The organism is Belnapia sp. AC561, assembly GCF_979252845.1.
This window is the reverse complement of record NZ_CEEDBP010000005.1, coordinates 53466-78453: the sequence shown is the minus strand read 5'-3', so window position 1 is coordinate 78453 and position 24988 is coordinate 53466. Positions and strand designations below refer to the sequence as shown.

Here is a 24988-nt window from a genome sequence, read left to right as displayed (position 1 = left end):
GAACAGGGGAGACACCGATGGCGGAGCTCGAGATCATCGGCGTGGCGCGCAGCAACTACGTCTGGACCTGCCGCATCCTCTGCGAGGAGAAGGCGGTCCCCTATACCCTGACGCGGGGCTTCCCGCAGTCGCCGGAGATGCGGGCGCTGCACCCCTTCGGCAAGATCCCGGTGCTGCGGCATGGCGCGGTGGTGCTCTATGAATCCAAGGCCATCTGCACCTACATCGACCGCCGCTTCCCCGGCCCGAAGCTGATCCCCGAGGATCCGCTGGCCGGCGCCCTGGTCGAGCAATGGGTCTCGCTGGTGAATACCACCATCGATCCCCTCTGCATGCGGCGCTACCTCTATGGCCATGTCTTCCCCGGCACCGCCGACGGCAGCCCGGACCGGGCGCGGATCGACGCCGCCCTGCCGGAGGTCGAAGGCCAGCTGGCGCTGCTGGCCCGCAGCATGGAGGCGACCGGGCATCTGGTCGGCGAGGCCTTCACCCTGGCCGATGCCAACCTGGTGCCCATCCTCTACTACCTGGCGAAGCTGCCGGAGGCCGGGGCGATGATCGCCGCCTCGCCCGCGCTCAGCGGCTACCTCGCCCGCCATCTGGCACGGCCCAGCGTGGCGGCCAGCGAGCCGCCGCCGCCGCGGCGCGGCTAGAACGGCAGGATCGCGTCCATGAGCTGCTGCCCATAGCGCGGCTGCTGCAGGTCCGAGAGCGTCCCCCGCCCGCCATAGCTGATGCGCGCCTCGGCCAGCCGGTCGTGCCGGATGGTATTGTCGCTGGCCACGTCCTCCGGCCGGATCACCCCCTGCACCGCCAGCTCGCGCAGCTCGGCGCTTACCCGCACCTCCTGCTTGCCGGAGACGACGAGGTTGCCGTTCGGCAGCACCTGGATGACCGTCGCCGCCAGCCGCAGGTTCACCGTCTCCCCGCGCTTCACCGTGCCATTGCCGTCCGAGGTCTGCGCCCCGGAGGAATCGATCAGGCTCGACGGGCTGGCGGCGCGCGGCAGCCAGCGGGTCTGCATGCCGAAGATCTGCGGCAGGCCCATGCTGTCGGTGCCGTTGCGGGTCCGCTGGGTGCGGTTCTGCAGCTGGGCATCGTCCGAGATGCTGACCAGGATGGTGACGAGGTCGCCGACCTGGGCCGCCCGCTGGTCCCGCAGGAAGGTCCGGCTGCCCGGCCGCCACAGGCTATTCGCCACCGAGGGTGCCTCATGCGCCGCGGGCATCGGCATGGTCACCGGCCGCCAGGCCGGATCGGCGGTCGGGTTCTGCACCGCCGAGGTTTCCGGCGCCCGCCCGATGCGGGACAGCCGCTCGAGGCCGCCGCAACCGGCAAGGAGCAGCAGCGGCAGGATCAGCAACAAGCGCATCGCGGCCTCCCTCAGCGCCGCAGCGGCGCGGCGCCCATCGCCACCCGCACCCGCCCGGGTCCCATCACCTCGCCCTCCACCACCGTCCGGCTGGCGAGGTTCATCACCGGCACCAGCCCGCCGCGCGGCGCCGCTTCCAGCGCCCGGCCCTGGGCGCTGAGCGACAGCCCCGGCGCCTCCAGCACCATGGTCACCAGCGCATTCCGCTCGACGACGGCGGGCGGGCCGAGGTCGGCGGTGAAGACCGGCGCCTCCGCCGCCAGCGGCCGGTGCAGCTGCAGCCCGATCACCTGGTCCGGCCGCTCCGCCGTGCCGGCCCGCACCCGGTCCGCCCGCAGCCGCTGCATCCGCACGTCGCGGGGGCCGATGACCTCGCCGATCGCCATGCGGCGGGCGGCGACCATGGCCAGCAGGGTCGGCGTCGCCCGGCCCGAAAGCCGCAGCCGCTGCACCGCCATCCCCTCCGCCATCACCACCAGCGTGGCGCCGAAGCGGCCGCTGGGGGCATCGAGGCTCACCGCCTCGGCGCTGAGCTGCGCCGGGGCGGCGGGCGGGACCAGCGGCATCGCCAGGGCGCCGAGATCCAGCGCCGCCTCCGGCTCCATCCCCAGCCGCAGCAGCTCGTCGCGCAGCACCGCCTCGATCTCCTCGCGCGGCACCGGCCGCCCCGGCCGTTCCACCACCACCCGCTCATGCGGGGAGGCGGGCCGCCAGCCGAGCCCATGCAGCCGGGCGATCGCCGCCAGCTGCGGCACCTCCAGCACCAGCCGGCGGCCGGGGGCCGGGCTGGCGCCGATCGACAGCCCGGCGCGCGGCCCGGCGCCCTCGAAGATGTCGCCCAGCCGCAGGGTCGGGTCCTCGACCGTGGCGAGCGGCCGGGCGGCGGCGAATTCCTGCGCCATGGCCGGCGCGGCGAGGAACAGCAGGGCGGCGAGGAGGCGCATGCTCCGCCTCCTCAGCGCATGCGCGAGAGGGTGGAGAGCATCTCGTCGCCGGCGGTGATGACCTTGCTGTTCATCTCATAGGCGCGCTGCGCGGTGATGAGCTGGGTGATCTCCTGCACCACGTTGACGTTGCTGGTCTCGATGAAGCCCTGCAGCACCTGGCCATGCCCCGGCTGGCCCGCCGCGGCGAGCTGCGCCTGGCCGGATGCGGGGGTCGCCAGCAGGGTATTGTCGCCGATCGCTTCCAGCCCGCCCTCGTTGGCGAAGATCGCGGTCTGGATCTGCCCGACATTGGCCGGCGCCACCTGGCCATCCAGCTTGGCCAGCACCTCCCCGGTCGCGTTGATGGTGACGTCCACCGCCGCGGCGGGAACGGTGATGGCGGGCAGCACGAGGAAGCCCTCCGCCGTCACCAGCTGGCCTTCGGCGGAAAGCCCGAAGGTGCCGTCGCGGGTATAGCCGGTCTCGCCCGAGGGCATCTGCACCTGGAAGAAGCCGTTGCCGCGGATGGCGACGTCGAAGCGGTTGTCGGTCTGCGACAGGCTGCCCTGCTCGCCGATGCGGTAGATGGCGGCGGTCTTCACCCCCAGCCCGACCTGCGCCCCGGCCGGCAGGATCGAGCCGTTCTCCGAGGACTGCGAGCCGACGCGCCGCATGTTCTGGTAGAGCAGATCCTGGAATTCGGCCCGCCGCCGCTTGTAGCCGGTGGTGCTCATATTGGCGATGTTGTTCGAGATGACCTCAACGTTGGTCTGCTGGGCCATCATGCCGGTGCTGGCGATCTGCAAGGCACGCATGTCGTTCACTCCTGAAGGGGCGGGGCGCCGAAGGGCGGGTGGCCGAGGGGAGGGGGGCCGGCGTCAGCTCCGCCGGCGCAGGATCCGGTCCACCGCGCTGGACAGCCGATCGCCCTCGCGCTCGGCGAATTGGGTGGCGAATTGGAACTGGCGGACCTGCTCGGTCAGTCGGGTCATCTCGCCGATGGCGCTGACGTTGCTGCCCTCCACCGCGCCCTGCACGAGCTGCGGTCTCGGCACGTCCTCCGGCGCATCTTCGGTGGAGAACAGCCGCGCGCCCTCGGCCCGCAGCCGCTGCGGATCGGCGAAGCGCACCACGCGGACTTGGCCAATGACGCCATTCTCGCTGCGCACCGTGCCATCGCCGAGGATCTCGATCCGGCTGTCGCCCGGTGCCAGGGTGATCGGCGAGCCGCGCGGATCGAGCACGGCATTGCCATCCGGATCGGTGATGCGGCCGGAGGGATCGAGGGTGAAGCGCCCCGCCCGCGAGTAGCGCTCGCCATTGGGGGTTTCCAGCACGAAGAAGCCGTCGCCGCGCAGCGCCACGTCGAGCGGATTGCCGGTGGTGGCGATGGGCCCCGGCTGGGTGTCCCGCCAATTCGCCCGGTCCAGGCTATAGGCGACCTCCCCGCCCAGGTCCTGGCCCCGCGCCCGGCTGATGTAGCTGGCGAAGACCGGCCGCTCCGCGCGGTAGCCGGGCGTATCGGCATTGGCGAGGTTGTTCGCCAGCACCTGGGTCGCCCGCAGCTGCGCGCTGAGGCGGGACAGAACGACATAGCCCGGCTGGTCCATGGTGGCCTCCTGCCCGGGCCCCACCGCAACCCCCATGCCAGCCCGGATGCGCGCCGGGGCAGCCCGATCCTGCCTGCGGCCCGGCCAGGATTGCCGCGCCCGGCAGCTCCTGCCGGTCCGCGCCGCACCCCCCCTCTCAAGCCTTCCTTAAGTCGTCCCGAGTCACACTCCCCCCAGGCGGACCGGGGTGGCCCATGTCGGAAGAGGCAAAACCAGCGAAGAAGGGGGGCAAGGGCAAGCTGCTCCTGCTTGCCCTGCCGCTGGTGCTCGCCGCCGTCGGTGCCGGGCTGTGGTTCAGCGGCATCCTGCCCAATCTGCTGGGCATGGGCGCACCCGCCGCCGAAGCCGCCGCGCATGGCGATGCGCATGCGCCGGCCGCCGGACATGGCGGCTCCGGCCACGGGGCCCCGGCTGCCGCCGGCCACGGCACCGCGCCCGCCCCCGCGGCCGGCGGCGCCGCGCGTTCCCCGGTCTTCTTCGACATGCCGGATATCGTCGCCAATCTCAGCGCCACCGGCCGGCGCGCCAGCTACATCAAGCTGCGCAGCAAGCTGGAGCTGACCAAGGCGGAGGATGCCGGGGCGATCCAGGCCGCCATGCCGCGCCTGCAGGACCTCTTCACCACCTACCTGCGGGAGATGCGGCCGGAGGAGCTGCGCGGCAGCAGCGGCACCCAGCGCCTGCGGGAGGAGCTGATGGCCCGCGCCAACCTCGCCGTCGCCCCGGTCCGCGTCGCCGATATCCTCTTCATCGAGCTCCTGCTGCAATGAGCACGGAGGACGACGATCTCGCGGCTGCCTGGGGCGATGCGCTCGAGGCCGAGGGGGAGGCGCCCGGCGATGCCGCCGCCAGCCTCGACCAGACCCGCGTGCTCAACCAGGCCGAGATCGACAGCCTGCTCGGCGTCGGCGACGGCCCGGCCAACCAGGAAGGCCTCTCCGGCATCCAGCGCGTCGTCAGCGCCGGCCTGGTCTCCTACGAACGCCTGCCGATGCTGGAGATCATCTTCGACCGGCTGGTGCGCATCATGTCCACCTCGCTGCGCAATTTCACCAGCGACAACGTCGAAGTCTCCATCGACAGCATCGTCTCCCTGCGCTTCGGGGACTACCTGAACAGCGTGCCGCTGCCGGCCATGCTGGCGGTCTTCAAGGTGGACCAGTGGGACAACTACGGCCTCATCGTCGTCGATAGCGCGCTGATCTATTCGGTCGTCGACGTGCTGCTCGGCGGCCGCCGCGGCACCGCCGCCATGCGCATCGAGGGCCGGCCCTACACGACCATCGAGCGCACCCTGGTCGAGCGCCTCATCACCGTGGTGCTGGCCGATCTGACGGATGCCTTCAGCCCGCTCTCGCCGGCGAATTTCCGCTTCGAGCGGCTGGAGGTGAACCCGCGCTTCGCCGCCGTCTCCCGCCTCTCCAATGCCTGCATCCTTTCGCGCCTGCGGGTCGACATGGAGGACCGCGGCGGCAAGATCGAGCTGCTGCTGCCCTATGCCACCCTGGAGCCGATCCGCGAATTGCTGCTCCAGCAATTCATGGGCGAGAAATTCGGCCGCGACAGCATCTGGGAAACCCACCTCGCCGAGGAGCTGCGGCACACCGAGCTCTCGATGGACGTGGTGCTCGATGAGCAGACCATGCCGCTCGCCGCCATCATGTCGCTCCAGCGCGGCGACCGCATCACCCTGAATGCCGCGCCCGGCGCGCCGGTGCGGCTGCGCTGCGGCGACGTGCCGATGTTCGAGGCCGAATTGGGCCGCCGCGAAAATCGCCTGGCGGTGCGGATCATGCGCGAGCTGCGCCAAAAGGCGGAGGTCTGAGATGGGCTGGTTCGAATGGTCGGCGCAATTGCTGCTGATCCTGCTGCTGCTGGCGGCGATGCCCTTCATCATCCGGCTGGAACGCGGCCTGGCCTCGGTGCGGCGCGACCGCGTCGCGCTGGAAGCGAGCGCGGCCGGCCTCGGCGACGCCACCCGCATGGCCGAAGCCGCCGCCATCCGCCTGCGCGCCTCGGCCGAGGGTGCCGGCCGCCAGGTGGCAGAGAAGCTGGCGGCGGCCGAGCCGATGCGCGACGACCTCCGCTACCTCGTCGAGCGTGCGGAGGGCCTGGCCGACCGGCTGGATGGCCTGGTCCGCCTCGCCCGGCCGCTTGCGGCGACCGACGCCGCCCCTGCCCATGCCGCAGCGATGCCCGGGCAAAGCCAGGCGGAGCGCGACCTGCTGCGGGCCCTCACGCAGGGCACGCTCGGCCAGGGCGTCGCGCGCCCGGTGGCGCGGGGCGGCCGCTGATGCGCTGGCGCCCCCGCCTGCTGCCGGCTGCTCTGGCCGCGGTGCTGCTGCTGCTGGTGGCCAAGGTCAGCGCCCTGGTCATGGGCCTGCCGCAGACGCAGGCGGCACTCCTGCCCATGGCCCAGGCGAGCAGCCCGGCCCCGCCACCGGCCGCCGCGCCGCCACCCCCGGCGCCGCCCCCGGTGCCGGAGGGGCCGACGCCCGAGCAGCGCGCCGAGCGCCTGCTGCTCGAAGGCCTGCGCGCCCGCCGCACCGAGCTCGAGACCCGCGACGAGGCACTCGCCGCGCGGGAGATGGTGCTGGCCGCCGCCGAACGCCGGCTCGGCCAGCGCATCGAGGAGCTGGGCGCGCTGCAGCAGCGGCTGGAAGCCATCGACCGCGCCCGCTCCGAGCGGGAGGAGGCCGGCTGGCGGCAGATGGTGAAGCTCTACGAGGGCCTGCGGCCGCGCGACGCGGCGGCGATCTTCGACGACCTCGAGATGCCCGTTCTGGTCCAGCTCATGGACCGGATGCGGGAGGCGAAGGCGGCACCGGTGCTCGGCGCGATGAAGCCCGATCGCGCCCGGCTGCTGACCGCGGAACTGGCTCGGCATCGTGCCCGGCCGGCGGAGTGAGTGACGGACAACGGCGAACCAGGCTGAGGAGCCCGCGAGGATGGCAATGGACAAGACCACCAACGTGTTGATCGTGGACGACTACAAGACGATGCTGCGGATCATCCGGAACCTGCTGAAGCAGCTCGAATTCGACAATGTCGAGGAAGCCTCGGACGGGCAGGAGGCGCTGGCCAAGCTGCGCGCCGGGCAGTTCGGCCTGGTGATCAGCGACTGGAACATGCAGCCGATGACCGGGCTCGACCTGCTGAAGGAAGTCCGGGCCGATGCGCGGCTGAAGGAAACCCCCTTCATCATGATCACCGCCGAGAGCAAGACCGAGAACGTCGTTGCCGCCAAGGCCGCCGGCGTCTCCAACTACATCGTCAAGCCCTTCAACGCCGAGACGCTGCGCGGCAAGATCGAGAAGGTGCTGACCGATGCCTGACGGCGAGGCCGGCGGAGACCGGATCGAAGAAGCCGTGCGCGCGGTGCTCGGCAGCATGGCCGGCGACATGACCGTGACCGAAGTGGCGTTGCTCGGGGAGCTGGAGGCGCTCGGCCGCGAGGTTGCCCGCGCCAAAAGCGAGATCGCCGCGCTGCGGGTCGACGACATCAACGCCTCGCATATCCCCACCGCGACCGACGAGCTGGATGCGGTGGTCAGCCATACCGCCACCGCGACCAACGAGATCCTCGACTGCTGCGAAACGCTGGAGGGGCTGCAGGCCCGCCTGACCGGCGCCGATGCGGAGGTCCTGTCGGGCGCGGTGACCCGCATCTACGAGGCCTGCAGCTTCCAGGACATCACCGGCCAGCGGATCGGCAAGGTGGTCTCCGCGCTGAAGTCGATCGAGAAGCGGGTGGCCGCGGTGACGCAGAGCTTCGGTCGTGGCGGCGCACCGCCGCCGGAACCGGATGCCCCGGCGACGCCGCGCACCGAGGGCCAGGAATTGGCGAACGGGCCCCAATTGCCCGGCTCCGGCACCTCCCAGGCCGAAATCGACCGCCTGCTGGCGAGCTTCGATTGATGCTGGCTTGGCCCCCGCGAGGGTGGCTGCGGACTGGGGCGGCGCTGCTGCTCTGGGCCCTGGCCACCGTCGTGCCGGGCCCCCCGGCGCGGGCGCAGGATAGGGTCGCGGTCCGGGTGGGCGACCATCCCGGCCATGGCCGCATCGTCCTCGACTGGCCCGCGCCGCCCGCCTTCACCCAGGAGGAGGCGGGGAGGCGATGGTCCTGCGCTTCCGCGGCGGCGCCGTCTTCGACCTGTCGGCGGCGCGCCGGCCGCCGCGCAACGTCGCCAGCCTGACCGCCGAAGCGGATGGAATCCGCATCGGCCTGCGCCCCGGCGCCCGCGCCCGGGTCTTCCGGATCGGCCCCAAGCTCGTCGTCGATATCCAGGATCCGGTCGCCCCGGCCGCGGCGGCGGCCCCCACGCCGCCGCCGCAACCCCGGGCCGCGACGCCGACGGCCGAGGCCAGCCCCCGCAACCGCGCGGCCCGGCGCGATCCGCCAGCGCCCAGCCCGCCAGCGGCTTCCCCTGTCGCGTCCCCTTTGCCGCCCAGCATCGCGCCGGCTGCCCAGCCTGCCGCGGCCCCGCCCGCAGCGGTCCCGCCCGAGGCTGCCGCCGCGCCTGCGCCGCCGCCCATGGTCCTGCCGAGCGCCGCTGCCCTGGTGGTGCGCGTGCTCGCCCCGCCGGGCCGGGACCGTGCCATCCTGCTGCCCTATCCGGCCGGCACCGGCGCCGCCGTGCTCCGCCGCGGCAGCCTCATCCTCGCCCTCTTCGACAGCGCCGAGCCGCTGAATGTCGCGGCCCTCCGCAACGACCCGGTCTTCGCCGGGCTGGAGGTCGATAGCCTGCCCGGCGCCACCCTGCTGCGCTTGCCGCTGGCCCCGCCCGCCATCCTCCGCGCCCGGCGCGAGGCCGCCGGATGGGTGCTCGAAGCCGCCCGGCCGAGCGAGCAGCGGGATGCCGCAGGCACCGACCGCACCATGGCGCTGGAAGCCCAGGGCGGCGCCACCCCCCGCATCACCATCAGCGCCACCCAGCCCAATCGCGTGGTTCCGCTGACCGATCCGGAAACCGGCATGCCGCTGCTCTTCGGCACGGTGCGGGCTGCCGGCCAGTTCATGCCCATCGCCCGCCGCCTGCCGGAGCTGGACCTGCCGCCGACCCTGCTCGGTGCCGCCGTGCTGGCACGGGCGGATCAGGTGACCATGCGCACCGGGCCGGAGCAATTCGTCATTGCCGCCGGCAGCGGCCGCCTCGCGCTCGACCTCGCCGCGGCGCAGCCGGCGCCCAGCGATGCTATGACCCGCAGCTTCGACCTGCCGCGGCTGCCGCCGGCGCAGCTGCTGGAACGGCTGCGCGCGCTGAATGCCAGCATCGCCGCCGCCCCGCCGCTGACCCGCCTGCCGCTCCGCCGCGCCGCCGGCGAAACGCTGCTGGCGCTCGGCCTGCCGCAGGAAGCGCAAGCCCTGCTCGGCCTGGCCCCCGGGGAGGATCCGGAGGCCGCGACCGATCCGCGCCTCGCCGGTTTGGTCGGCGTCGCCGCGCTGCTATCCGGCCGGCTGCCCCAGGCCATGGCCTTGCGCACCGCGGATCTGCCGGAAACCGATGAGCTGACCCTCTGGCGCGCCCTCCTCGCCGCGGCGCTCGGCGATGCCCGGGCCGCGGCGCCCGGCCTCGCCGCCACGCTGCCGCTGCTCTTCGACTATCCCCAGGGCCTGCGTGCCCGGCTATTGCCGCCCATCGCCCTGGCCCTGGCCGAGGCCGGGGCGACGGCCGGCCTGAAGCAGCTGCTCGACCGCGCCGGTCCCTTGCCCGAACTCGCCCTGCCACGGGCGATGCTGGCGGAAGCCGAAGGCGATCCCGCGGCGGCGCTGGCCGGCTACGACCAGGTGGCCCAGGGCCGTGACCGCATGGCCCGCGCCCGCGCCCTGCGCCGGGCGGTGGAACTGCGCCTCGCCACCGGCAAGATCGACAAGGCGCAGGCGGCCAGGGCGCTGGAGGCCACGATCCATGCCTGGCGCGACGAATCGGAGGAAACCGGCATCCGCATCCGCGTCGCCGAGCTGCGGCGCAACTCCGGCGATGCCCGCGGTGCCCTGGCCCTGCTGCGGGAGACGGAGGTACTTTTTGCCGATCGCGCGGCGCAGTTGCGTCCGGCGATCGGCACCGCCTTCCTCGGCGCGCTCCAGCAGGCGGAACCGCTCGCCGCCGTCGCCCTCTTCGATGCCTATCCCGAGCTGCTGCCGGGCGACCAAGCGGGCGAGGCCGCCATGCTCATGCTCGCCGATCGGCTGGTGGCGCTCGATCTCGCCGAACGTGCCGCCACGTTGCTGGGCCAGGCTGCGGCGCGGACGCAGGGTGTCGCCCGCGCCGCGCTGGGGCTGCGCCAGGCCGCGCTGCGCTTCCTGGATGGCGATGCCGGCGCCACCCTTGCGGCGCTGGACGCCAGCCTCGCCGAACCCTTGCCCGAGGCGCTGACGCGGGAGCGCCGCATCCTCGCCGCCCGTGCCCAGGGGCGCCTCGGCCAACGCGAGGAGGCGGTCGCCGCCCTCCGCACCCTCGGTCCCGCAGGCGCCGAGCCGCTGAGCCAGATGCTGATCGAGCTGCAGGACTGGGCGGGCGCCGCCGCCGCCTTCGCCGGCGTCCTGCAGGCGTCGCTGCCGCCCGCGCCGGCGCCGCTCGATGAATCGCAGCGCCGCCTCGTGCTGCGCCAGGCCGCCATGCTGGTGCTTGCCGGCGACGACGCGGCGCTCGCCGCTTGGCGTGGCGACTTCGCCCCGCGGTTGCAGGGCGGGCCGCTGGCCGAGGCCTTCACCCTGCTCACCGCCGACCCGCAGCGCGGCCTCGCCGACCTGCCGCGGCTGCAGCGGGAGCTGCAACTCTTCCGGTCGATGCCTTCCCGGCTGGAGGCATTGCGGGCGGGCGGCCCGGTCACGCGATAAGTCCCGCGTCTGATGCGGGGGAGGGCGGCAAAAATTTCGGCGACCCAGCTTCGATTTCCGCTTGCGTCCTACCCCCCCTTGCCCCATATCCGCGCCCCGTTGACCTGATCAATCCTGATCTTCCTGGTCATCTGCTGGTGGGAATAGGAGCCCGCGAATGGACGCTCTTCTCCAACTGGGGATGGTCTCGGAGTTGCTCCCGAGCGAAGCCCAGAATACTGAAACCTCGGCGAGCGAGGCCAAGGACTACTTTGTCGTGCGTGACGGCGTGAAATTCGCCGGCACGCATCTGATCATCGACCTCTGGGACGCGACCAACCTCGCGGATCCGGAACACATCGATGCGGTGCTGCGCGAAGCGGCGATCGCCACCGGTGCGACGATCCTGCATGGCCACTTCCACCATTTCGGCCCGAATGCCGGCGTGTCCGGCGTGCTGGTGCTGGCGGAAAGCCATGTCTCGATCCACACCTGGCCGGAGCGGGACTACGCCGCGCTCGACATCTTCGTCTGCGGCGATTGCAATCCGTACAAGGCGATCCCGGTGCTGAAGCGCGGCTTCATGCCGGGCAGCGTCCAGCTGAACGAGCACAAGCGCGGCATGATCGGCTGACATCAAGCCGAGCGTGCAGGAACCAGGGCGGGGCCTTAGGGTCCCGCCCTTCTTCGTTTGATGGGGGCCTCGATGGCGACCGACTCTTGGGTGAATGAGACGCTCTATCCCGACTGGGGCCAGCGCTTCCGGGTGAAGCGCGAGCTCGCGCGGGTCCAGAGCGATTTCCAGGACATCATGGTCTTCGAGAGCGAATCCCATGGCCGGGTGATGCTGCTCGACGGCGTCGTGCAGATCACCGAGGCGGATGAATTCGTCTATCAGGAGATGCTGACGCATGTGCCGCTGCTGGCGCATGGCGCGGCCAGGCGCGTCCTCATCATCGGCGCCGGCGATGGCGGCGTGCTGAAGCGCGTCCTTCAGCACAGCACGGTCGAGAAGGCCGTGATGGTCGAGATCGATGGCGAGGTGATCCGCCTCGCCAAGGAGCATCTGCCGATGATCGCCGGCGAAGCCTGGACCGATCCGCGCGCCGAGGTCATCGTCGGCGACGGCATCGACTACGTCCGCCAGGCGGCCGATGCCAGCTTCGACGTGGTCATCGTCGACAGCACGGACCCGATCGGCGTCGGCGAGGTGCTCTTCACCGATGAATTCTACGCCAATTGCGCCCGGCTCCTCTCGGATCGCGGGCTGGTGGTGAACCAGTGCGGCGTGCCCTTCATGCAGGCGGATGAGCTGCACGAGACCAGCCTGCGCCGCGCCAAGGCCTTCGCCGATGTCTTCGCCTATGTCGCGGCGGTGCCGACCTATGTCGGCGGCTTCATGACCCTGGGCTGGGCCGCCAAGGATGCCGGCCTGCGTGCCGTGCCGCTGGCCGAGATCCGGGCCCGTGCCCAGGCCGCCGGCATGCTCGGCCTGACCCGCTACTGGACGCCGGAGATCCACCTCGGCGCCTTCAACCTGCCGCCCTATATCGCGCAGCACCTGCCGAAGGCCTGAGCATGGCGGTGGCGGTCAGCCGCCGGCGAAGCCCTGCACCAGGCTTCCCGCCACCAGCCGCCAGCCATCGACCAGCACGAAGAAGATCAGCTTGAAGGGCAGCGAGACCACGCTGGGCGGCAGCATCATCATGCCCAGCGACATCAGCAGGCTGGCCACCACCAGGTCGATGACCAGGAAGGGCAGGAACAGCAGGAAGCCGATCTCGAAGGCACGCTTCAGCTCCCCCACCAGGAAGGCCGGCAGCAGGGCGCGCCAGGCGAGCTGATCCGGCGCCGCGCCCTCGGCCGGCTGCGGCAGCCCCGCCAGGTCATGGAACAGCGCCAGATCGGCGTCCCGGACCTGGGAGGCCATGAAGCCGCGGAAGGGCTCCGCCGTCTTCGCCAGCCCCTCCAGCTCGCTCAGCCGTCCCTCCATCATCGGCGCCAGCCCCTCCTGCCAGCTCCGCTCCAGGACCGGCTGCATGACGAAGGCGGTCAGGAACAGGGCCAGCCCGATCAGCACCGGATTCGGCGGCACGCCCTGCGCCCCGATCGCGCTGCGCAGCAGGGAGAGCACGATGGCGATCCGGGTGAAGGCCGTCGCCATCACCAGCAGCGACGGTGCCAGCGACAGCACGCCGATCAGCGCGGTGAGCTGCACCAGCCGCATGGTGGCGCCGGGCTGACCCGCGGCGCCGAGATCGATGCTCACGCTCTGCGCGGCCGCCGGCAGCGCCATGGCCGCCAGCAGCACCCCAAGCCCCAGCCGCCTCATGCCGCCGGCCCCTTCGCCGCCGCCTCGGGCAGCCATCCCAGCACCGCATCCTGCGCGCCGCCGGTCAGCACCAGGACCTCACGCCCGTCGCAGCGCAGCAGCAGCAGGCGGCGCCGCGGATCCAGCGCCAGTACCTCCTGCACCGCCAGCCGCCGGCCTTCCCGCGGCGCCAGCCCGCCCCGGCGCAGGCCGCGCGAGAGCAGCCAGATCAGCAGCACCACCGCGGCCAGGGCGCCTGCCGCCTGCAACCATTGTCCGGCATCGATCGTCATGCGGCATCCTGCCAGCGTTGGGGTGGGACATCTCGGCGCCGCGCGTCAGGGCAGCGGCGGCGGCAGCGATGCGGCAAGGCCATCGACCTCGCGCGCCAGGGCTTCGAGCGCCGGCCGCAGCGGCCGGGCCGCGGCCGCCGGCAGCCCCGCCACCGCCAGGCAGACCCCCTCGGCCTCCGTATCCAGTCCGGAGAGATCCACCTGCCGCCCGGTCGAGACCAGGGCACGGGCCATCATCACTGTGCCGTGCAGGGCCTCGATGGCGGCGAGGGTCGAGGCATCGGGGCTGCGGCCATGGGTCATGCCGGCACCATGCCGCCGCCGCGGTTAACAAAGCCCTGCCCCGCCGCCGCCCCGCCGATTCACCGATTCTTTCCAACTTCGCGGCCAGGATGCCGCATGGACCTGACGCGCACATCAACGGTCGCTTTGGCGGAACGCCGGATCGCCTGGCTCGAGGAACGCCAGCGCGTCCTGGCGCAGAACATCGCCAATGCCGATACCCCCGGCTACCGCCCGCGCGACATCGGCAGCTTCCAGCGCAGCCTGGCCGGCGCCTTCGCCATGACCCAGACCGCCAGCCAGCACCTTCCCGGCGCCGGTGGCGCAGCCCGCACCCGGGTGGACCGCACCACCACCGACCGCTCCCCCAATGGCAATGCCGTCTCGCTCGACCGCGAAGCCATGCGGGTCGCGGATACCGATACGGCGCATGCCCTGGCCACCGGCCTCTATCGCCGCTGGGTCGGCCTGTTTCGCACCGCCCTCGGGCGGCCGCAATAACCCTGACGGAGCCTGACCATGGACCTCGAAAACGCCCTGCGCATCTCGGCCGCCGGCATGCAGGTGCAATCCATGCGCCTGCGCGTGGTGGCGGAGAACCTCGCCAACCAGGACAGCACCGGCCAGTCCCCCGGCGCCGATCCCTATCGCCGCAAGACCGTCAGCTTCGGCAACAGGTTGGACCGCACCATGGGCGCCGAATCGGTCGAGGTCCGCCGCATCGGCACCGCCCCCGGCGATTTCCCCCAGGTGCACGACCCGGCGCATCCGGCCGCCGATGCCCGCGGCTACGTCAAGCAGCCGAATGTCGACAGCCTCATCGAGATGATGGACATGCGGGAGGCGCAGCGCAGCTATAGCGCCAACCTTTCGGTGCTCGAGACCACCCGCGGCATGCTGACCCGCACGATCGAGGCGCTGCGCTGATGCCGGGTGCGGTCGCCCCGGTCACGGCCGCCGCCGCCTATCGCGCGACGCAATCCCCCATCGCCGAGCCCGGCGGCGACGGCGGCTTCGGCGCCACCATGGCCCGCGCCGTCGAAGGCGCCGTCCAGCTCGGCCGCAGCGCCGATGCCGCCAGCACCCAGGCGCTGCTCGGCCAGGGCAGCGTCTCCGACGTGGTGCTCGCCGTCTCCCGCGCCGAGCTCGCGCTGCAGACCGCGGTCGCGGTGCGGGACCGCGTCGTCTCCGCCTATCAGGACGTCATGCGCATGCCGATCTGACGCCGGTCCGCCGCGCGTCCACCGCAGGAGGCGGTGCTGCCATGGAGAACCAGACCGCCCTCGCGGTGCGGGAGGCGCTGTGGATGGCCCTGCAGCTCGGCGGCCCGCCGCTGGGCGCCATGCTGGCCATCGGCCTCGTCATCTCCCTCATTCAGGCACTGACCCAGATCCAGGAATCCACCCTGGCCTTCCTGCCGAAGCTGATCGTGCTGGGCGTGGTGCTCATGCTGCTCGGTCCCGCCATGGTGGGTGCCATGCGCGGCTATGCCGCCTCCCTCTTCGACCGCGTGGTCGCCATCGGCGGCCTGCCCTGATGCCCTCCGCCCTGATGCTGGACACGCTGCCGGCGCTGGCCTTCCACTTCGTGCTGCTGGTGGCCCGGCTCGGCGGCGCGGTGCTGCTGCTGCCCGGCCTGGGGGAACAGGATGTGCCGCCCAGCATCCGGCTCGCCCTGCTGCTGGCGCTGGTCGCGCTGCTGCTGCCCGGCCTCGCGCCGATGCTGCCCGCCCAGCCGGAGCAGGTGCCGGAGCTGCTGCGGCTGATCCTGCTGGAGACCGCCATCGGCCTCTGGCTCGGCCTGCTCGCCAGGCTGGTCGCGCTGGCGCTGGGCCAGGCGGGGCAGGTGGTCGCGCTCATGGTCGGCCTCGCCAGCCCCTTGCAGACGGATCCCATCCTCGGCGCCCAGTCCACCGCCTCGGGCCGGCTCTTCTCCCTGCTGGCGGCGACCCTGGTGCTCTCGACCGGGCTCTATGCCCTGCCGTTGCGGGCACTGGCCGAAAGCTACGCGGTGCTGCCGCCGGGGGCCGCGCTCTCCTTCGGCCGCACCGCCGAATCCGTCGCCCGGGCGGTGGCCGATAGCCTGGCCCTGGCGCTGCGGCTGGCGGCGCCGCTGGTCCTCGCCGCGGTGCTCGGCAATTTCGCGCTCGGCCTGCTGGCCCGCGTGGCGCCCCAGGTCCAGGTCTTCACCATCGCCGCCCCCGGCCAGATCATCGCCGGGCTGCTGCTGCTCGGCCTGCTGCTGCCCGCCATCATCGCCGTCTGGCTGGCCGGCGCCGGCGAGGCCCTGCTGCTGCCGGGCACCGGCTGAGCCATGGCCGAGGGCGACGACGGCAGCAGCGGCGACCCGACGGAAGCCCCCTCCCAACGCCGGCTGGACCAGGCCCAGCGGGAAGGCCAGGCGCCCGTCTCGCGTGAGGCCATCGGCTTCGCCACCCTTCTGGCCGGCACCATGGCCGGCTTCCTGGCCCTGCCGCCGCTCGGCCTCGAATGGCTGCGGACCATGCGGGCCATGCTGGAGGCGCCGGATGCCGGCGAAGGCATGGCCCTGGTTCCCGCGCTGCTGCGGCATTCGGCGCTGGCCCTGCTGCCGGTCCTCGGTCTGGTGGTCACCGCCGGCATCCTGGTCAGCATCGCCCAGACCGGCCCGCTGCTGCGGATGGAAGCGCTGGCGCCGCAATTCGCCCGGGTCGATCCCTTCGCCGCATTGAAGCGCCTGCTCGGTCCGGAAGGCCTGGCCGAGCTGCTGCGGACCCTGCTGAAGCTGGCCCTGGTCGCCGCCGCGCTCTGGCATGCGGTGGATTTGGGCGAATTGCAGGCCGCGCTGCACGAACCCGCCGCGATCCTGCTGCGGCAGGCCGGCCATGGTGCCCTGCGCCTGCTGGTCGCCGCGCTCCTCGCCTTCGGCGGCATCGCCCTGCTGGACCTGCTCTGGGTCCGCTGGCGCCACCTGCGGAAGATGCGGATGAGCCGGGAGGAGCTGAAGCAGGAACACAAGGACAGCGAGGGCGATCCGCAGATCAAGGCCCGGCTGCGCCGGCTGCGGGAGATGCGGGCGCGGCAGCGGATGCTCTCGGCCGTGGCGAAGGCAACGGTTGTCGTCACCAACCCAACTCATTACGCTATCGCTCTGACCTACGCGCAGGGGCAATCCTCGGCGCCGAGGCTGGTGGCCAAGGGGGTCGATGCCATGGCAGCCCGCATCCGGGCCGCGGCGGTCGAGCATGGGGTGCCGATCGTCGAGAATCCGCCGCTCGCCCGCGCCCTCTGGCGGCTGGAGCCGGATACCGAGATCCCGGCCGAGCACTGGCAGGCGGTCGCCGAGATCATCGCCTATGTCTGGCGCCTCCAGGGCACGCGGCATGGCTGAGCGCGGCTTCTTCCGCCGCGCCGGTACGGCGGATGCCGCCTTCCGCGGGTTGTTCGACGCGGCGCCGGACGGCATGGCGCTGCTCGACCGCGAGGGTGCGATCCTCGCCGCCAATCCGGCGCTCGGCCGGCTGGCGGGGCCGACCCTGGCGCTGCGCCCCGGCCTGCCCGCCGCACGGCTGGTCGCCCCGGCCGATCGCCCCGGCCTGGCGCTGCTGCTGGCCGCACGCCAGGGAACCGAGCCGCTTCGGGTCGAGCCGTTCCGCGCCGCCCCGGCCGACCCGGCCGCAGCCCCCGACGCCGAATGGAGCCTGACCGTGGAGCCGCTGCCGGGCGGCGATCGGCTGCTGCTGCGGGTGCTGGACCGCACCGCGGAACGCCGCGCCGAGGCCCGCCTCGCCGCCAGCGCCCGGCTCGAGACCATCGGCCGGCTGGCCGGCGGCATCGCGCATGATTTCAACAACCTGCTGACCGCCATCCTCGGCGGCGCCGACGCCCTGCGCGGCGGCGGCCTGGCCCCCTCCGCGCTGGCGGAGCTGGCGGGGATGGAGGATGCCGCCCGCCGCGGCGCCGCCCTCGTCGCCCAATTGCTAGCCTTCGCCCGGCAGCAGCGGCTGCAGCCGCGCATCCTGGCGGTGAACCAGGCCATCACCGCCATGGCCCCGCTGCTGCGCCGCCTGCTGGGCGATGGGCTGCGGCTCGACCTGGCGCTGGAGGAACCCGGCCGCCGCATCCGGGTGGACCCCACCCAATTCGACCAGGTCCTGCTCAACCTCGCGGTGAATGCGCGGGAGGCGATGCCCGGCGGCGGCACCCTCACCATCGCCACCACCCATGCGCTGGTACTGCGGCCGGAGGCGGAAGGGGCCGCCGGCCTGCCGCCCGGCCGCTACGTGGTGCTGGAGGTGAGCGACACCGGCTGCGGCATCCCGCCCGAGGCGCTGCCGCGGCTCTTCGAGCCCTTCTTCACCACCCGCCCGGACAAGGGCGGCACCGGCCTCGGCCTCGCCACCGTGCAGGGCATCATTGCCCAGTCCGGCGGGCAGATCGCGGTCGAAAGCCGGCCCGGCGCCGGCACCCGCTTCCGCATCCACCTGCCGCGCCAGGATGCCCCGGCCGATCCGCTGCCTGCGGCGGTGCCGGCCGCCGCCGCTCCGGCCCCGCCCGCCGCCGCCGGCCTGCTGGTGCTGGTGGAGGACGAGGATCCGCTGCGCCGCCTGGCGGAGCGCGTCCTGACCCGGGCCGGCCACACCGTCCTGCCGGCCGATTCCGCCGAAGCGGCCCTGGCCCGGCTCGAGGCGGCGCCGCGTCCCGCCCTGCTGGTGAGCGACGTGGCCATGCCCGGCATGGATGGGGTGGCACTCGCCCGTGCCCTGCGCCAGCGCTGGCCGGACCTGCCCGTCGTGCTGGTCTCCGGTTATGCCCAGGCCGCCCTGCAGGCCGATCTGGCCGGGGAGGGCTTCCATTTCCTGGCCAAGCCCTACGCCCCGGCCGAGCTGCTGGCGACCCTGGCGGAGGCCTTGCGGCCCGCCTTCGCCGCCGCCTGAACGGCGTCCGTGTTTACTAAATGTTCTTGTTTTTCCCGGGTCCAGGGACCATACTCTGGTCATGGCCACCGCAAGGTGGCGGAGTGGTTTTCGATACTATTTCGTTCCGATTAAGGGGCGTGTTAGGCTGACGGGCGTTGCAACCCTCGGCCGTACCCGCTTCAGTCACTGCAAGCGCTGTGGCCGTTGAACGACCTCGGATCGAGCCAGCATCAGGCCAGTCGCTAGGGCCAGTAGCCAGGGATAGCCAAAATGGACAAGGGAAAGGCGCTCGACGCCGCGCTCAGCCAGATCGAGCGGGCTTTCGGCAAGGGCTCCATCATGAAGATGGGCGCCCGTCAGGCGCAGGATGGCGAGATCGAGGTCGTTTCCTCCGGCTCGCTCGGGCTCGACATCGCGCTCGGCATCGGCGGCGTGCCGAAGGGCCGCATCATCGAGATCTATGGCCCGGAAAGCTCGGGCAAGACCACGCTGGCGCTGCACATCATCGCGGAAGCCCAGAAGAAGGGCGGCACCTGCGCCTTCATCGACGCCGAGCACGCGCTCGACCCCGGCTATGCCAAGAAGCTCGGCGTCGATATCGACAACATGCTGATCAGCCAGCCGGATGCCGGCGAGCAGGCGCTCGAGATCTGCGACACGCTGGTCCGCTCGGGTGCGATCGACGTGCTGGTGGTCGATAGCGTCGCGGCGCTGGTCCCTCGCGCCGAGCTCGAGGGCGAGATGGGCGACAGCCATGTCGGCCTGCATGCCCGGCTCATGTCCCAGGCCCTGCGCAAGCTGACCGGCAGCGTTTCCCGCTCCAACTGCCTGCTGGTCTTCCTGAACCAGATCCGGCTGAAGATCGGCGTCATGTTCGGCAACCCGGAGACCACCACCGGCGGCAATGCGCTGAAGTTCTACGCCTCCATCCGGCTCGAGATCCGCCGCATCGGCGCGATCAAGGACCGGGAGAGCGTGGTCGGCAACCAGACCCGGGTGAAGGTCGTCAAGAACAAGATGGCCCCGCCCTTCCGCCAGGTGGAATTCGACATCATGTACGGCGAGGGCGTCTCCAAGGTCGGCGAGCTGGTTGACCTCGGCGTCAAGGCCGGCGTGGTCGAGAAGTCCGGCGCCTGGTTCAGCGCCGAGGGCCAGCGCATCGGCCAGGGCCGCGAGAACGCCAAGCAGTTCCTGCGGGACAACCCGGCGATGGCCCATTCCATCGAGGCCAAGGTCCGCGCCCAGGCCGGCATCGTCGCCAATGCGATGCTGGTGGGCGAGAGCGACGGCGGCAGCGAGGACGAGGCCGCCGCCGCCGAGTAGACGCCTCCCGTCGCGCGCGGTAGGAGGCTGGAAGGCCATGGGCGTCAGCCGGTAGGGCCGGGGAGGGACGTGTTCCGTCCCCGGCCCCCTACCGTGTCTGCCCGGCCAAGGGGCAGACAGGACCGGCGATGACCAGCAGCAACGATATCCGCGCGACGTTCCTCGGCTACTTCGGCCGCAACGGCCATCAGGTGGTCGAAAGCTCGCCGCTGGTCCCGCGCAACGACCCGACGCTGATGTTCGCCAATAGCGGCATGGTCCAGTTCAAGAACGTCTTCACCGGCCAGGAAAAGCGTCCCTACGTGCGGGCCACCACGGCGCAGAAATGCGTCCGCGCCGGCGGCAAGCACAACGACCTGGACAACGTCGGCTACACCGCCCGCCACCACACCTTCTTCGAGATGCTGGGGAATTTCTCCTTCGGCGACTACTTCAAGGAACAGGCGATCGGCCATGCCTGGGAGTTGCTGACCCGCGATTTCGGCCTCGCCAAGGACAAGCTGCTGGTCACCGTCTATTCGGAGGACGAGGAGGCGCCGGTCTTCTGGAAGAAGATCGCCGGCCTGCCCGACAGCCGCATCATCCGCATCCCGACCGCCGACAATTTCTGGCGCATGGGCGATACCGGCCCCTGCGGCCCCTGTTCCGAGATCTTCTACGACCACGGCGACCATATCCCCGGCGGCCCCCCCGGCTCCCCGGACGAGGACGGCGACCGCTTCATCGAGATCTGGAACCTGGTCTTCATGCAGTACGAGGAGGGGCCGCCCGGTACCCGCGTCGGCCTGCCGCGCCCCTCGATCGACACCGGCATGGGCCTCGAGCGCTTCGCCGCCATCCTCCAGGGCAAGCACGACAACTACGACACCGACACCCTCCGCGCCCTGATCCTCGCCAGTGCCGAGGCGACCGGCCAGGACCCGGACGGCCCCTGGCGCACCAGCCACCGCGTCGTCGCCGACCACCTGCGCGCCGGCACCTTCCTCATGGCCGATGGCGTGCTGCCCTCGAACGAGGGCCGCGGCTACGTGCTTCGCCGCATCCTCCGCCGCGCCATGCGCCACGCCCATATGATGGGCTCGCGCGAGCCGCTGCTGCATCGCCTGGTCCCGGCGCTGATCCGCCAGATGGGCGGCGCCTATCCCGAGATCATCCGCGCCGAGGCGCTGGTGACCGAAACCTTCAAGCTGGAGGAGACCCGCTTCCGCAGCCTGCTGGAACGCGGCCTCGGCCTGCTGGCGGAGGAGACGGCGAAGCTCGGCGACCGCGCCACCCTGCCGGGCGACGTCGCCTTCCGCCTCTATGACACCTACGGCTTCCCGCTCGACCTGACGCAGGATGCGCTCCGCGCCGAGGGCCGCGCCGTCGATACCGCGGGCTTCGACGCCGCCATGGCCGAGCAGAAGCGCCGCGCCCGCTCCGCCTGGGCCGGCAGCGGCGAGGCGGCGACCGATGCCGTCTGGTTCGACCTGAAGGAGAAGCTCGGCGCCACCGAATTCCTCGGCTACAGCACCGAGACGGCGGAGGGCGAGATCCTCGCCATCATCCGCGATGGCCAGGCCGTGGACAGCGCCCCGGTCGGCGCCGAGGTCGCCGTCATCCTCAACCAGACGCCCTTCTACGCCGAAAGCGGCGGCCAGGTCGGCGATGCCGGGCAGATCTCGGCCGGCGACGCCTGCCGCATCACGGTCCGCGACACGCAGAAGAAGCTGGGCGACCTCTTCGTCCATTTCGGCACCGTCGCGCATGGCGAGGCGAAGCTCGGCATGGCCGTCCAGGCCGAGGTCGACCACATCCGCCGCGGCGCCATCCGCGCCCATCACAGCGCCACCCACCTGCTGCATGAGGCGCTGCGCCGCCGCCTCGGCACCCATGTGGCACAGAAGGGCTCGCTGAACGCCCCGGACCGGCTGCGCTTCGACGTCTCCCAGCCGACGCCGATGACCGAGGCCGACCTCGCCTGGACCGAGTCCGAGGTGAATGCCCGCATCCGCGAGAATGCCGAGGTCACCACCCGGCTGATGACCCCGGAACAGGCGGTCGGCGTCGGCGCCATGGCCCTGTTCGGCGAGAAATACGGCGACGAGGTCCGGGTCATCGGCATGGGCCACGACCCCTCGGCCACCGAGAAGCACGGCGTCTATTCGCTGGAGCTCTGCGGCGGCACCCATGTCCGCCGCACCGGCGACATCGGCCTGTTCAAGATCGTCTCGGAAGGCGCCGTCTCCGCCGGCGTCCGCCGGGTCGAGGCGGTCACCGGCGAGGCCGCCCTGGCGCTCATCGAGGACCAGGCCCGCCGCCTGACCGAAGCCGCGCTCATCCTCCGCAGCCCCGCCGCCGAGGTCCCGGCCCGCGTCACCGCGCTGCTGGAGGACCGCCGCCGGCTGGAACGCGAGGTGACCGAGCTGCGCAAGAAGCTGGCGACCGGCGGCGCCGCCACAGAATCCGAGGTCATCGGCGCCTGGCGCGTGGCGCTGCGCAACCTCGGCGACATGCCGCCGCGCGACCTGAAGGGCGTGGCCGAGGCCATCCTGAAGGGCGGCGCCACCGATGTCGTCGCGCTGGTCTCCACCGCGGAGGGCAAGGCCAGCATCGTCGTCGGCATCGGCGAGGCCGCCCGCGGCAAGGTCGATGCCGTGCCGCTGGTGCGCGCCGCCAGCGCCGCGGCCGGCGGCAAGGGCGGCGGCGGCCGGCCGGAGATGGCCCAGGCCGGCGGCCCGGATGCCGCCCTGGCCGATGCCGCGCTGGATGCGGTCCGGGGCGCCCTGGCCGGCTGAGTGCCGGCCAGGTTCTTCCTCCTCTTGGCCGGCTGAATGCCGGCCAGGGCCTTCCCTCAGATCACGAAATCCTCGGCGGTCACCGAGGCGCGCTCGACCCCGATGAGATAGACGTAGTCGAGCCCGTCGCCGAGGATGAAGTAACTGTTGCCCTGGCCGTCATCCACGCCGCGCGCCAGGACCTCCTCGGCCGAGGCATAGTGGAAGTTCGTGACATCGATCCGGTCGTGCCCGGTCTCGAACTCGAAGATGATGTCGTAGGAGAAGGCACCGGTCGTCCGCGGATCGACGATGATGGTGTTGCAGCCATTGGCGACATAGCCATCGGAATCCGGCACGCCCAGGGTCGAGAGCGAGATGTAGTCGATCCCGTCGCCGGCCCGGTAGGTATCCGAGCCGCCCCGGCCAAACAGGATGTTCGTGCCGGAGTTGCCGATCATCATGTTGTCGAAGATCGAGCCGATGGCGGTCGTGCCGGCACCCTCCGGATCGGCGGCGCCCTCGGCGATCACCATCCGCTCGGCGACCGAGTAGACGTCCCAGAACCAGTTGGCGGTGGAGACGATGGTATCGGCGCCGCCGGCGGCCTCGATCACCAGGTCGTAGGTGCTGTCGACATGGTAGGTGTCGTTGCCGGCCCCGCCATACATCGTATCCGCGCCGCCGCGGCCGGCCAGGATGTCGTCATGGTCGCCGCCGATCAGCACCTCGTCCGTCGCACCGCCGACGATCAGCTGCGGTGAGTCCGGCGTCTCGGGCGCCGCATCCGGGGCATGGCGCTCGTAGTAGGTGAACATGTCGCCCTGCAGGTACTGCGTATCCGTGGTGCGCAGGATGATGTCGCTCAGGCTGGTATGCTCGATCTGGTCCAGCGTCTTCGCATCGAAACCCTGGTTCTGGTACCAGAAGCGGTCGCCGTCGCGCAGCGCCTCGAACTGGTCGCCGACGATGCGGGAGAAGGTCTCGCCGAGGAAGGAATTCCCCTTCGCCTGCTCCGCCAGCCCGCCGGTCCAGAGATCGACCTCGGCGACCGAGGCATAGGCCGCCCGCAGCCCGGCCAGCGTCCCGGGATCCGAGGTGATCTGGGCGAAATCGGTATAGGCCTCGAGGCCCAGCGATTCCCGCGTCTGGTTCAGCGTCCCGAGCCCGAGGTCGCGGCCGCGCTGGATGTTGATCGCCGCCAGGTCCTGGCCGACCGGCGGATCAAAGAGGAAGCTGCGCAGGTCCTCGACGATGCGGGCATCCATCGCCTGCGACCGGTCGGAGCCGAGATGCCGCAGGAAGCCATCCGCGCCGCCATCCGCGGCGAAGGCCTCCGGCGTCAGGAAGAAGGTGTCGCGCAGGGTCAGCGCCGGGCCGGTGACATTGCCCTGCTCGTCCTTGCGCTCGGTCTCGGCCGAGACGGTGGAATGGCCCCAGCGATAGGCGGCGCCGGTGAACTCCACGCTGAGCGTCGCATCCACCGTTTCGTCGTAGCCGGCATAGGCGGGCAGGGCATCGGCCCCGAGCAGCTTCGGCAGGAACTCGTTGTAGGTGATATGCGCGATCTCGGCGGTGACGATGGCCCGCGCCAGGTCATAGAGCTGGTCGCCGGTCAGCGAGGGATCCGCCGCGGCCAGGCGGTCCACTTGGTAATTGTGCTCGCGCACGAAGATGGTCTGCAGCGCGGTCAGCGAGGGATTCTCCATCACCCGCACGTCGCCGGCGAAGGAGCCGCCGTTGACCATCGGCAGGTTGGCCCCCTCCGAGGTCGCCATGTGCCCATCCGCCAGCCGCAGCGCCGCGGCGACGGTCGTGGTCGAGCCATAGACCATGGAGCCGTCGAGCCAGCCGGTGTTGGCATTCACGGCGATGGCCGGGGTCCCGGTCCCGGCACCGGTCGTCGGGTCCTGGATCGCCCGGGTGAGGGGGATGAAGGTGCCGTCGGCATAGATCGGGTCGCCGTTCGGCACCGTGATGCTGATGGAATTCTTGCCGTCGCCGGTCGAGCGCGTCAGGTCGTGGTCGATGAACTGGCCCCAGGCATACATCATGCCCGAGAGCCCCGCGGTATTGGCAACCACCGCATCGCCCTCGCCGACGACGAGGTTGCTGATGGTGCGCGGATTGGGCCCGCCGAGCGGGACCGAGATGCCGTCGGCATAATGGGCCTCGCCGATCCGGATGAAATCCGTCCCGGCCATGTTGGTGCCCGGGTCGGCCAGGTTGTTGCCTGACCCGTCGATCGATCGGAACTCCATCAGCGCGCGTCCTTACTGCAACCGATTATCAGTAGCAGACTGGTACCTGATCGTTCGGTGACGGGAAAGTAACTTACCTGAGAATTTTTCAATAACGGATCGGTGAATTCAAGTATAGAAGGCATCAATGAATAGCT

Annotated in this window: 27 protein-coding genes; 19 read left to right on the top strand and 8 right to left on the bottom strand. The window is 71.6% G+C overall.

Going from position 1 to position 24988, the window contains the following annotated elements:
- The first annotated feature begins 17 nt into the window (after nucleotides 1–17).
- Nucleotides 18–653 carry a glutathione S-transferase family protein gene (locus AC0IW9_RS05835; RefSeq protein ID WP_471647269.1) on the top strand — a complete coding sequence of 212 codons (636 nt, stop codon included), beginning with the start codon at nucleotides 18–20 and terminating at the stop codon, nucleotides 651–653.
- Here AC0IW9_RS05835 and flgH read toward each other — a convergent pair.
- The 4 genes from flgH to flgF all read right to left on the bottom strand — a co-directional run bounded on the left by flgH (nucleotide 650) and on the right by flgF (nucleotide 3908).
- Entirely contained in the window at nucleotides 650–1372 is a 723-nt protein-coding gene (gene flgH, locus AC0IW9_RS05830) for a flagellar basal body L-ring protein FlgH (protein WP_471647268.1), read from the bottom strand. The two genes, AC0IW9_RS05835 and flgH, sit on opposite strands and share 4 nt — an antisense overlap.
- Nucleotides 1373–1383: 11 nt before the next feature.
- Nucleotides 1384–2316 (bottom strand): flagellar basal body P-ring formation chaperone FlgA, encoded by a 933-nt coding sequence (gene flgA, locus AC0IW9_RS05825; protein ID WP_471647267.1) that lies wholly within the window; start codon nucleotides 2314–2316, stop codon nucleotides 1384–1386.
- An 11-nt stretch (nucleotides 2317–2327) separates the two neighbouring features.
- Nucleotides 2328–3113, bottom strand: coding sequence for a flagellar basal-body rod protein FlgG (flgG, locus tag AC0IW9_RS05820; RefSeq protein ID WP_471647266.1), 786 nt, complete (start codon nucleotides 3111–3113; stop codon nucleotides 2328–2330).
- 63 nt (nucleotides 3114–3176) lie between these two features.
- Complete coding sequence (flgF, locus tag AC0IW9_RS05815) at nucleotides 3177–3908, bottom strand: flagellar basal-body rod protein FlgF (protein WP_471647265.1); 732 nt, start codon at nucleotides 3906–3908, stop codon at nucleotides 3177–3179.
- Nucleotides 3909–4102: 194 nt separating this feature from the next.
- On the opposite strand from flgF, the gene AC0IW9_RS05810 reads away from it, so the two are divergent.
- The 9 genes from AC0IW9_RS05810 (at nucleotide 4103) to speE (ending at nucleotide 12304) form a co-directional block, all read left to right on the top strand.
- Nucleotides 4103–4678 (top strand): flagellar basal body-associated FliL family protein, encoded by a 576-nt coding sequence (locus tag AC0IW9_RS05810; RefSeq protein WP_471647264.1) that lies wholly within the window; start codon nucleotides 4103–4105, stop codon nucleotides 4676–4678.
- A complete protein-coding gene (gene fliM, locus AC0IW9_RS05805; protein ID WP_471647263.1) occupies nucleotides 4675–5733 on the top strand; it encodes a flagellar motor switch protein FliM in 1059 nt (352 codons plus the stop codon). The genes AC0IW9_RS05810 and fliM overlap by 4 nt, the downstream gene beginning before the upstream one ends.
- A gap of 1 nt (nucleotide 5734) precedes the next feature.
- A complete protein-coding gene (locus AC0IW9_RS05800) occupies nucleotides 5735–6202 on the top strand; it encodes a DUF6468 domain-containing protein (RefSeq protein ID WP_471647262.1) in 468 nt (155 codons plus the stop codon).
- Nucleotides 6202–6816 (top strand): MotE family protein, encoded by a 615-nt coding sequence (locus tag AC0IW9_RS05795; RefSeq protein WP_471647261.1) that lies wholly within the window; start codon nucleotides 6202–6204, stop codon nucleotides 6814–6816. Before AC0IW9_RS05800 ends, AC0IW9_RS05795 begins: the two co-directional genes overlap by 1 nt.
- A 46-nt stretch (nucleotides 6817–6862) precedes the next feature.
- The gene (locus tag AC0IW9_RS05790) at nucleotides 6863–7243 is read left to right on the top strand and encodes a response regulator (protein WP_456307267.1); all 381 of its coding nucleotides are present in this window, start codon (nucleotides 6863–6865) and stop codon (nucleotides 7241–7243) included.
- On the top strand, nucleotides 7236–7826 hold the full coding sequence (locus AC0IW9_RS05785; RefSeq protein WP_471647260.1) for a protein phosphatase CheZ: 591 nt from the start codon (nucleotides 7236–7238) through the stop codon (nucleotides 7824–7826). Before AC0IW9_RS05790 ends, AC0IW9_RS05785 begins: the two co-directional genes overlap by 8 nt.
- 199 nt (nucleotides 7827–8025) lie before the next feature.
- On the top strand, nucleotides 8026–10749 hold the full coding sequence (locus tag AC0IW9_RS05780) for a hypothetical protein (protein WP_471647259.1): 2724 nt from the start codon (nucleotides 8026–8028) through the stop codon (nucleotides 10747–10749).
- A gap of 157 nt (nucleotides 10750–10906) precedes the next feature.
- A complete protein-coding gene (gene speD / locus AC0IW9_RS05775) occupies nucleotides 10907–11362 on the top strand; it encodes an adenosylmethionine decarboxylase (protein ID WP_471647258.1) in 456 nt (151 codons plus the stop codon).
- Between the two features lie 72 nt (nucleotides 11363–11434).
- The gene (gene speE / locus AC0IW9_RS05770) at nucleotides 11435–12304 is read left to right on the top strand and encodes a polyamine aminopropyltransferase (RefSeq protein ID WP_471647257.1); all 870 of its coding nucleotides are present in this window, start codon (nucleotides 11435–11437) and stop codon (nucleotides 12302–12304) included.
- A gap of 15 nt (nucleotides 12305–12319) precedes the next feature.
- Here the strand turns inward: speE and fliP are convergent, their stop codons facing one another.
- From fliP to AC0IW9_RS05755, 3 genes are read right to left on the bottom strand one after another with little or no spacing between them, the layout of a single operon-like run.
- Nucleotides 12320–13060: a flagellar type III secretion system pore protein FliP gene (gene fliP / locus AC0IW9_RS05765; RefSeq protein WP_471647256.1), complete on the bottom strand. Its 741-nt coding sequence runs from the start codon at nucleotides 13058–13060 to the stop codon at nucleotides 12320–12322.
- Nucleotides 13057–13332, bottom strand: a complete 276-nt coding sequence (locus tag AC0IW9_RS05760) for a flagellar biosynthetic protein FliO (protein WP_471647255.1) — start codon at nucleotides 13330–13332, stop codon at nucleotides 13057–13059. The genes fliP and AC0IW9_RS05760 overlap by 4 nt, the downstream gene beginning before the upstream one ends.
- 45 nt (nucleotides 13333–13377) lie before the next feature.
- Nucleotides 13378–13635, bottom strand: a complete 258-nt coding sequence (locus AC0IW9_RS05755; protein ID WP_471647254.1) for a hypothetical protein — start codon at nucleotides 13633–13635, stop codon at nucleotides 13378–13380.
- A 96-nt stretch (nucleotides 13636–13731) separates the two neighbouring features.
- Here AC0IW9_RS05755 and flgB point away from each other — a divergent pair, with 96 nt between their 5' ends.
- From flgB to alaS, 9 genes are all read left to right on the top strand, one after another.
- The gene (flgB, locus tag AC0IW9_RS05750) at nucleotides 13732–14115 is read left to right on the top strand and encodes a flagellar basal body rod protein FlgB (protein WP_471647253.1); all 384 of its coding nucleotides are present in this window, start codon (nucleotides 13732–13734) and stop codon (nucleotides 14113–14115) included.
- An 18-nt stretch (nucleotides 14116–14133) separates the two neighbouring features.
- Nucleotides 14134–14541, top strand: a complete 408-nt coding sequence (gene flgC / locus AC0IW9_RS05745; protein ID WP_471647252.1) for a flagellar basal body rod protein FlgC — start codon at nucleotides 14134–14136, stop codon at nucleotides 14539–14541.
- A complete protein-coding gene (gene fliE, locus AC0IW9_RS05740; RefSeq protein WP_471647251.1) occupies nucleotides 14541–14837 on the top strand; it encodes a flagellar hook-basal body complex protein FliE in 297 nt (98 codons plus the stop codon). The genes flgC and fliE overlap by 1 nt, the downstream gene beginning before the upstream one ends.
- Nucleotides 14838–14878: 41 nt before the next feature.
- On the top strand, nucleotides 14879–15151 hold the full coding sequence (locus AC0IW9_RS05735; RefSeq protein ID WP_471647250.1) for a flagellar biosynthetic protein FliQ: 273 nt from the start codon (nucleotides 14879–14881) through the stop codon (nucleotides 15149–15151).
- On the top strand, nucleotides 15151–15924 hold the full coding sequence (locus tag AC0IW9_RS05730) for a flagellar biosynthetic protein FliR (protein WP_471647249.1): 774 nt from the start codon (nucleotides 15151–15153) through the stop codon (nucleotides 15922–15924). The genes AC0IW9_RS05735 and AC0IW9_RS05730 overlap by 1 nt, the downstream gene beginning before the upstream one ends.
- A gap of 3 nt (nucleotides 15925–15927) precedes the next feature.
- On the top strand, nucleotides 15928–16983 hold the full coding sequence (locus AC0IW9_RS05725) for an EscU/YscU/HrcU family type III secretion system export apparatus switch protein (protein WP_471647248.1): 1056 nt from the start codon (nucleotides 15928–15930) through the stop codon (nucleotides 16981–16983).
- Nucleotides 16976–18529 carry an ATP-binding protein gene (locus AC0IW9_RS05720; RefSeq protein WP_471647247.1) on the top strand — a complete coding sequence of 518 codons (1554 nt, stop codon included), beginning with the start codon at nucleotides 16976–16978 and terminating at the stop codon, nucleotides 18527–18529. The genes AC0IW9_RS05725 and AC0IW9_RS05720 overlap by 8 nt, the downstream gene beginning before the upstream one ends.
- A 252-nt stretch (nucleotides 18530–18781) precedes the next feature.
- Nucleotides 18782–19834: a recombinase RecA gene (recA, locus tag AC0IW9_RS05715; RefSeq protein WP_471647246.1), complete on the top strand. Its 1053-nt coding sequence runs from the start codon at nucleotides 18782–18784 to the stop codon at nucleotides 19832–19834.
- Between the two features lie 128 nt (nucleotides 19835–19962).
- Entirely contained in the window at nucleotides 19963–22611 is a 2649-nt protein-coding gene (alaS, locus tag AC0IW9_RS05710) for an alanine--tRNA ligase (protein WP_471647245.1), read from the top strand.
- Between the two features lie 56 nt (nucleotides 22612–22667).
- On the opposite strand, the gene AC0IW9_RS05705 is transcribed toward alaS, so the two are convergent.
- Entirely contained in the window at nucleotides 22668–24851 is a 2184-nt protein-coding gene (locus tag AC0IW9_RS05705) for a peroxidase family protein (protein WP_471647244.1), read from the bottom strand.
- Nucleotides 24852–24988: the final 137 nt, after the last annotated feature.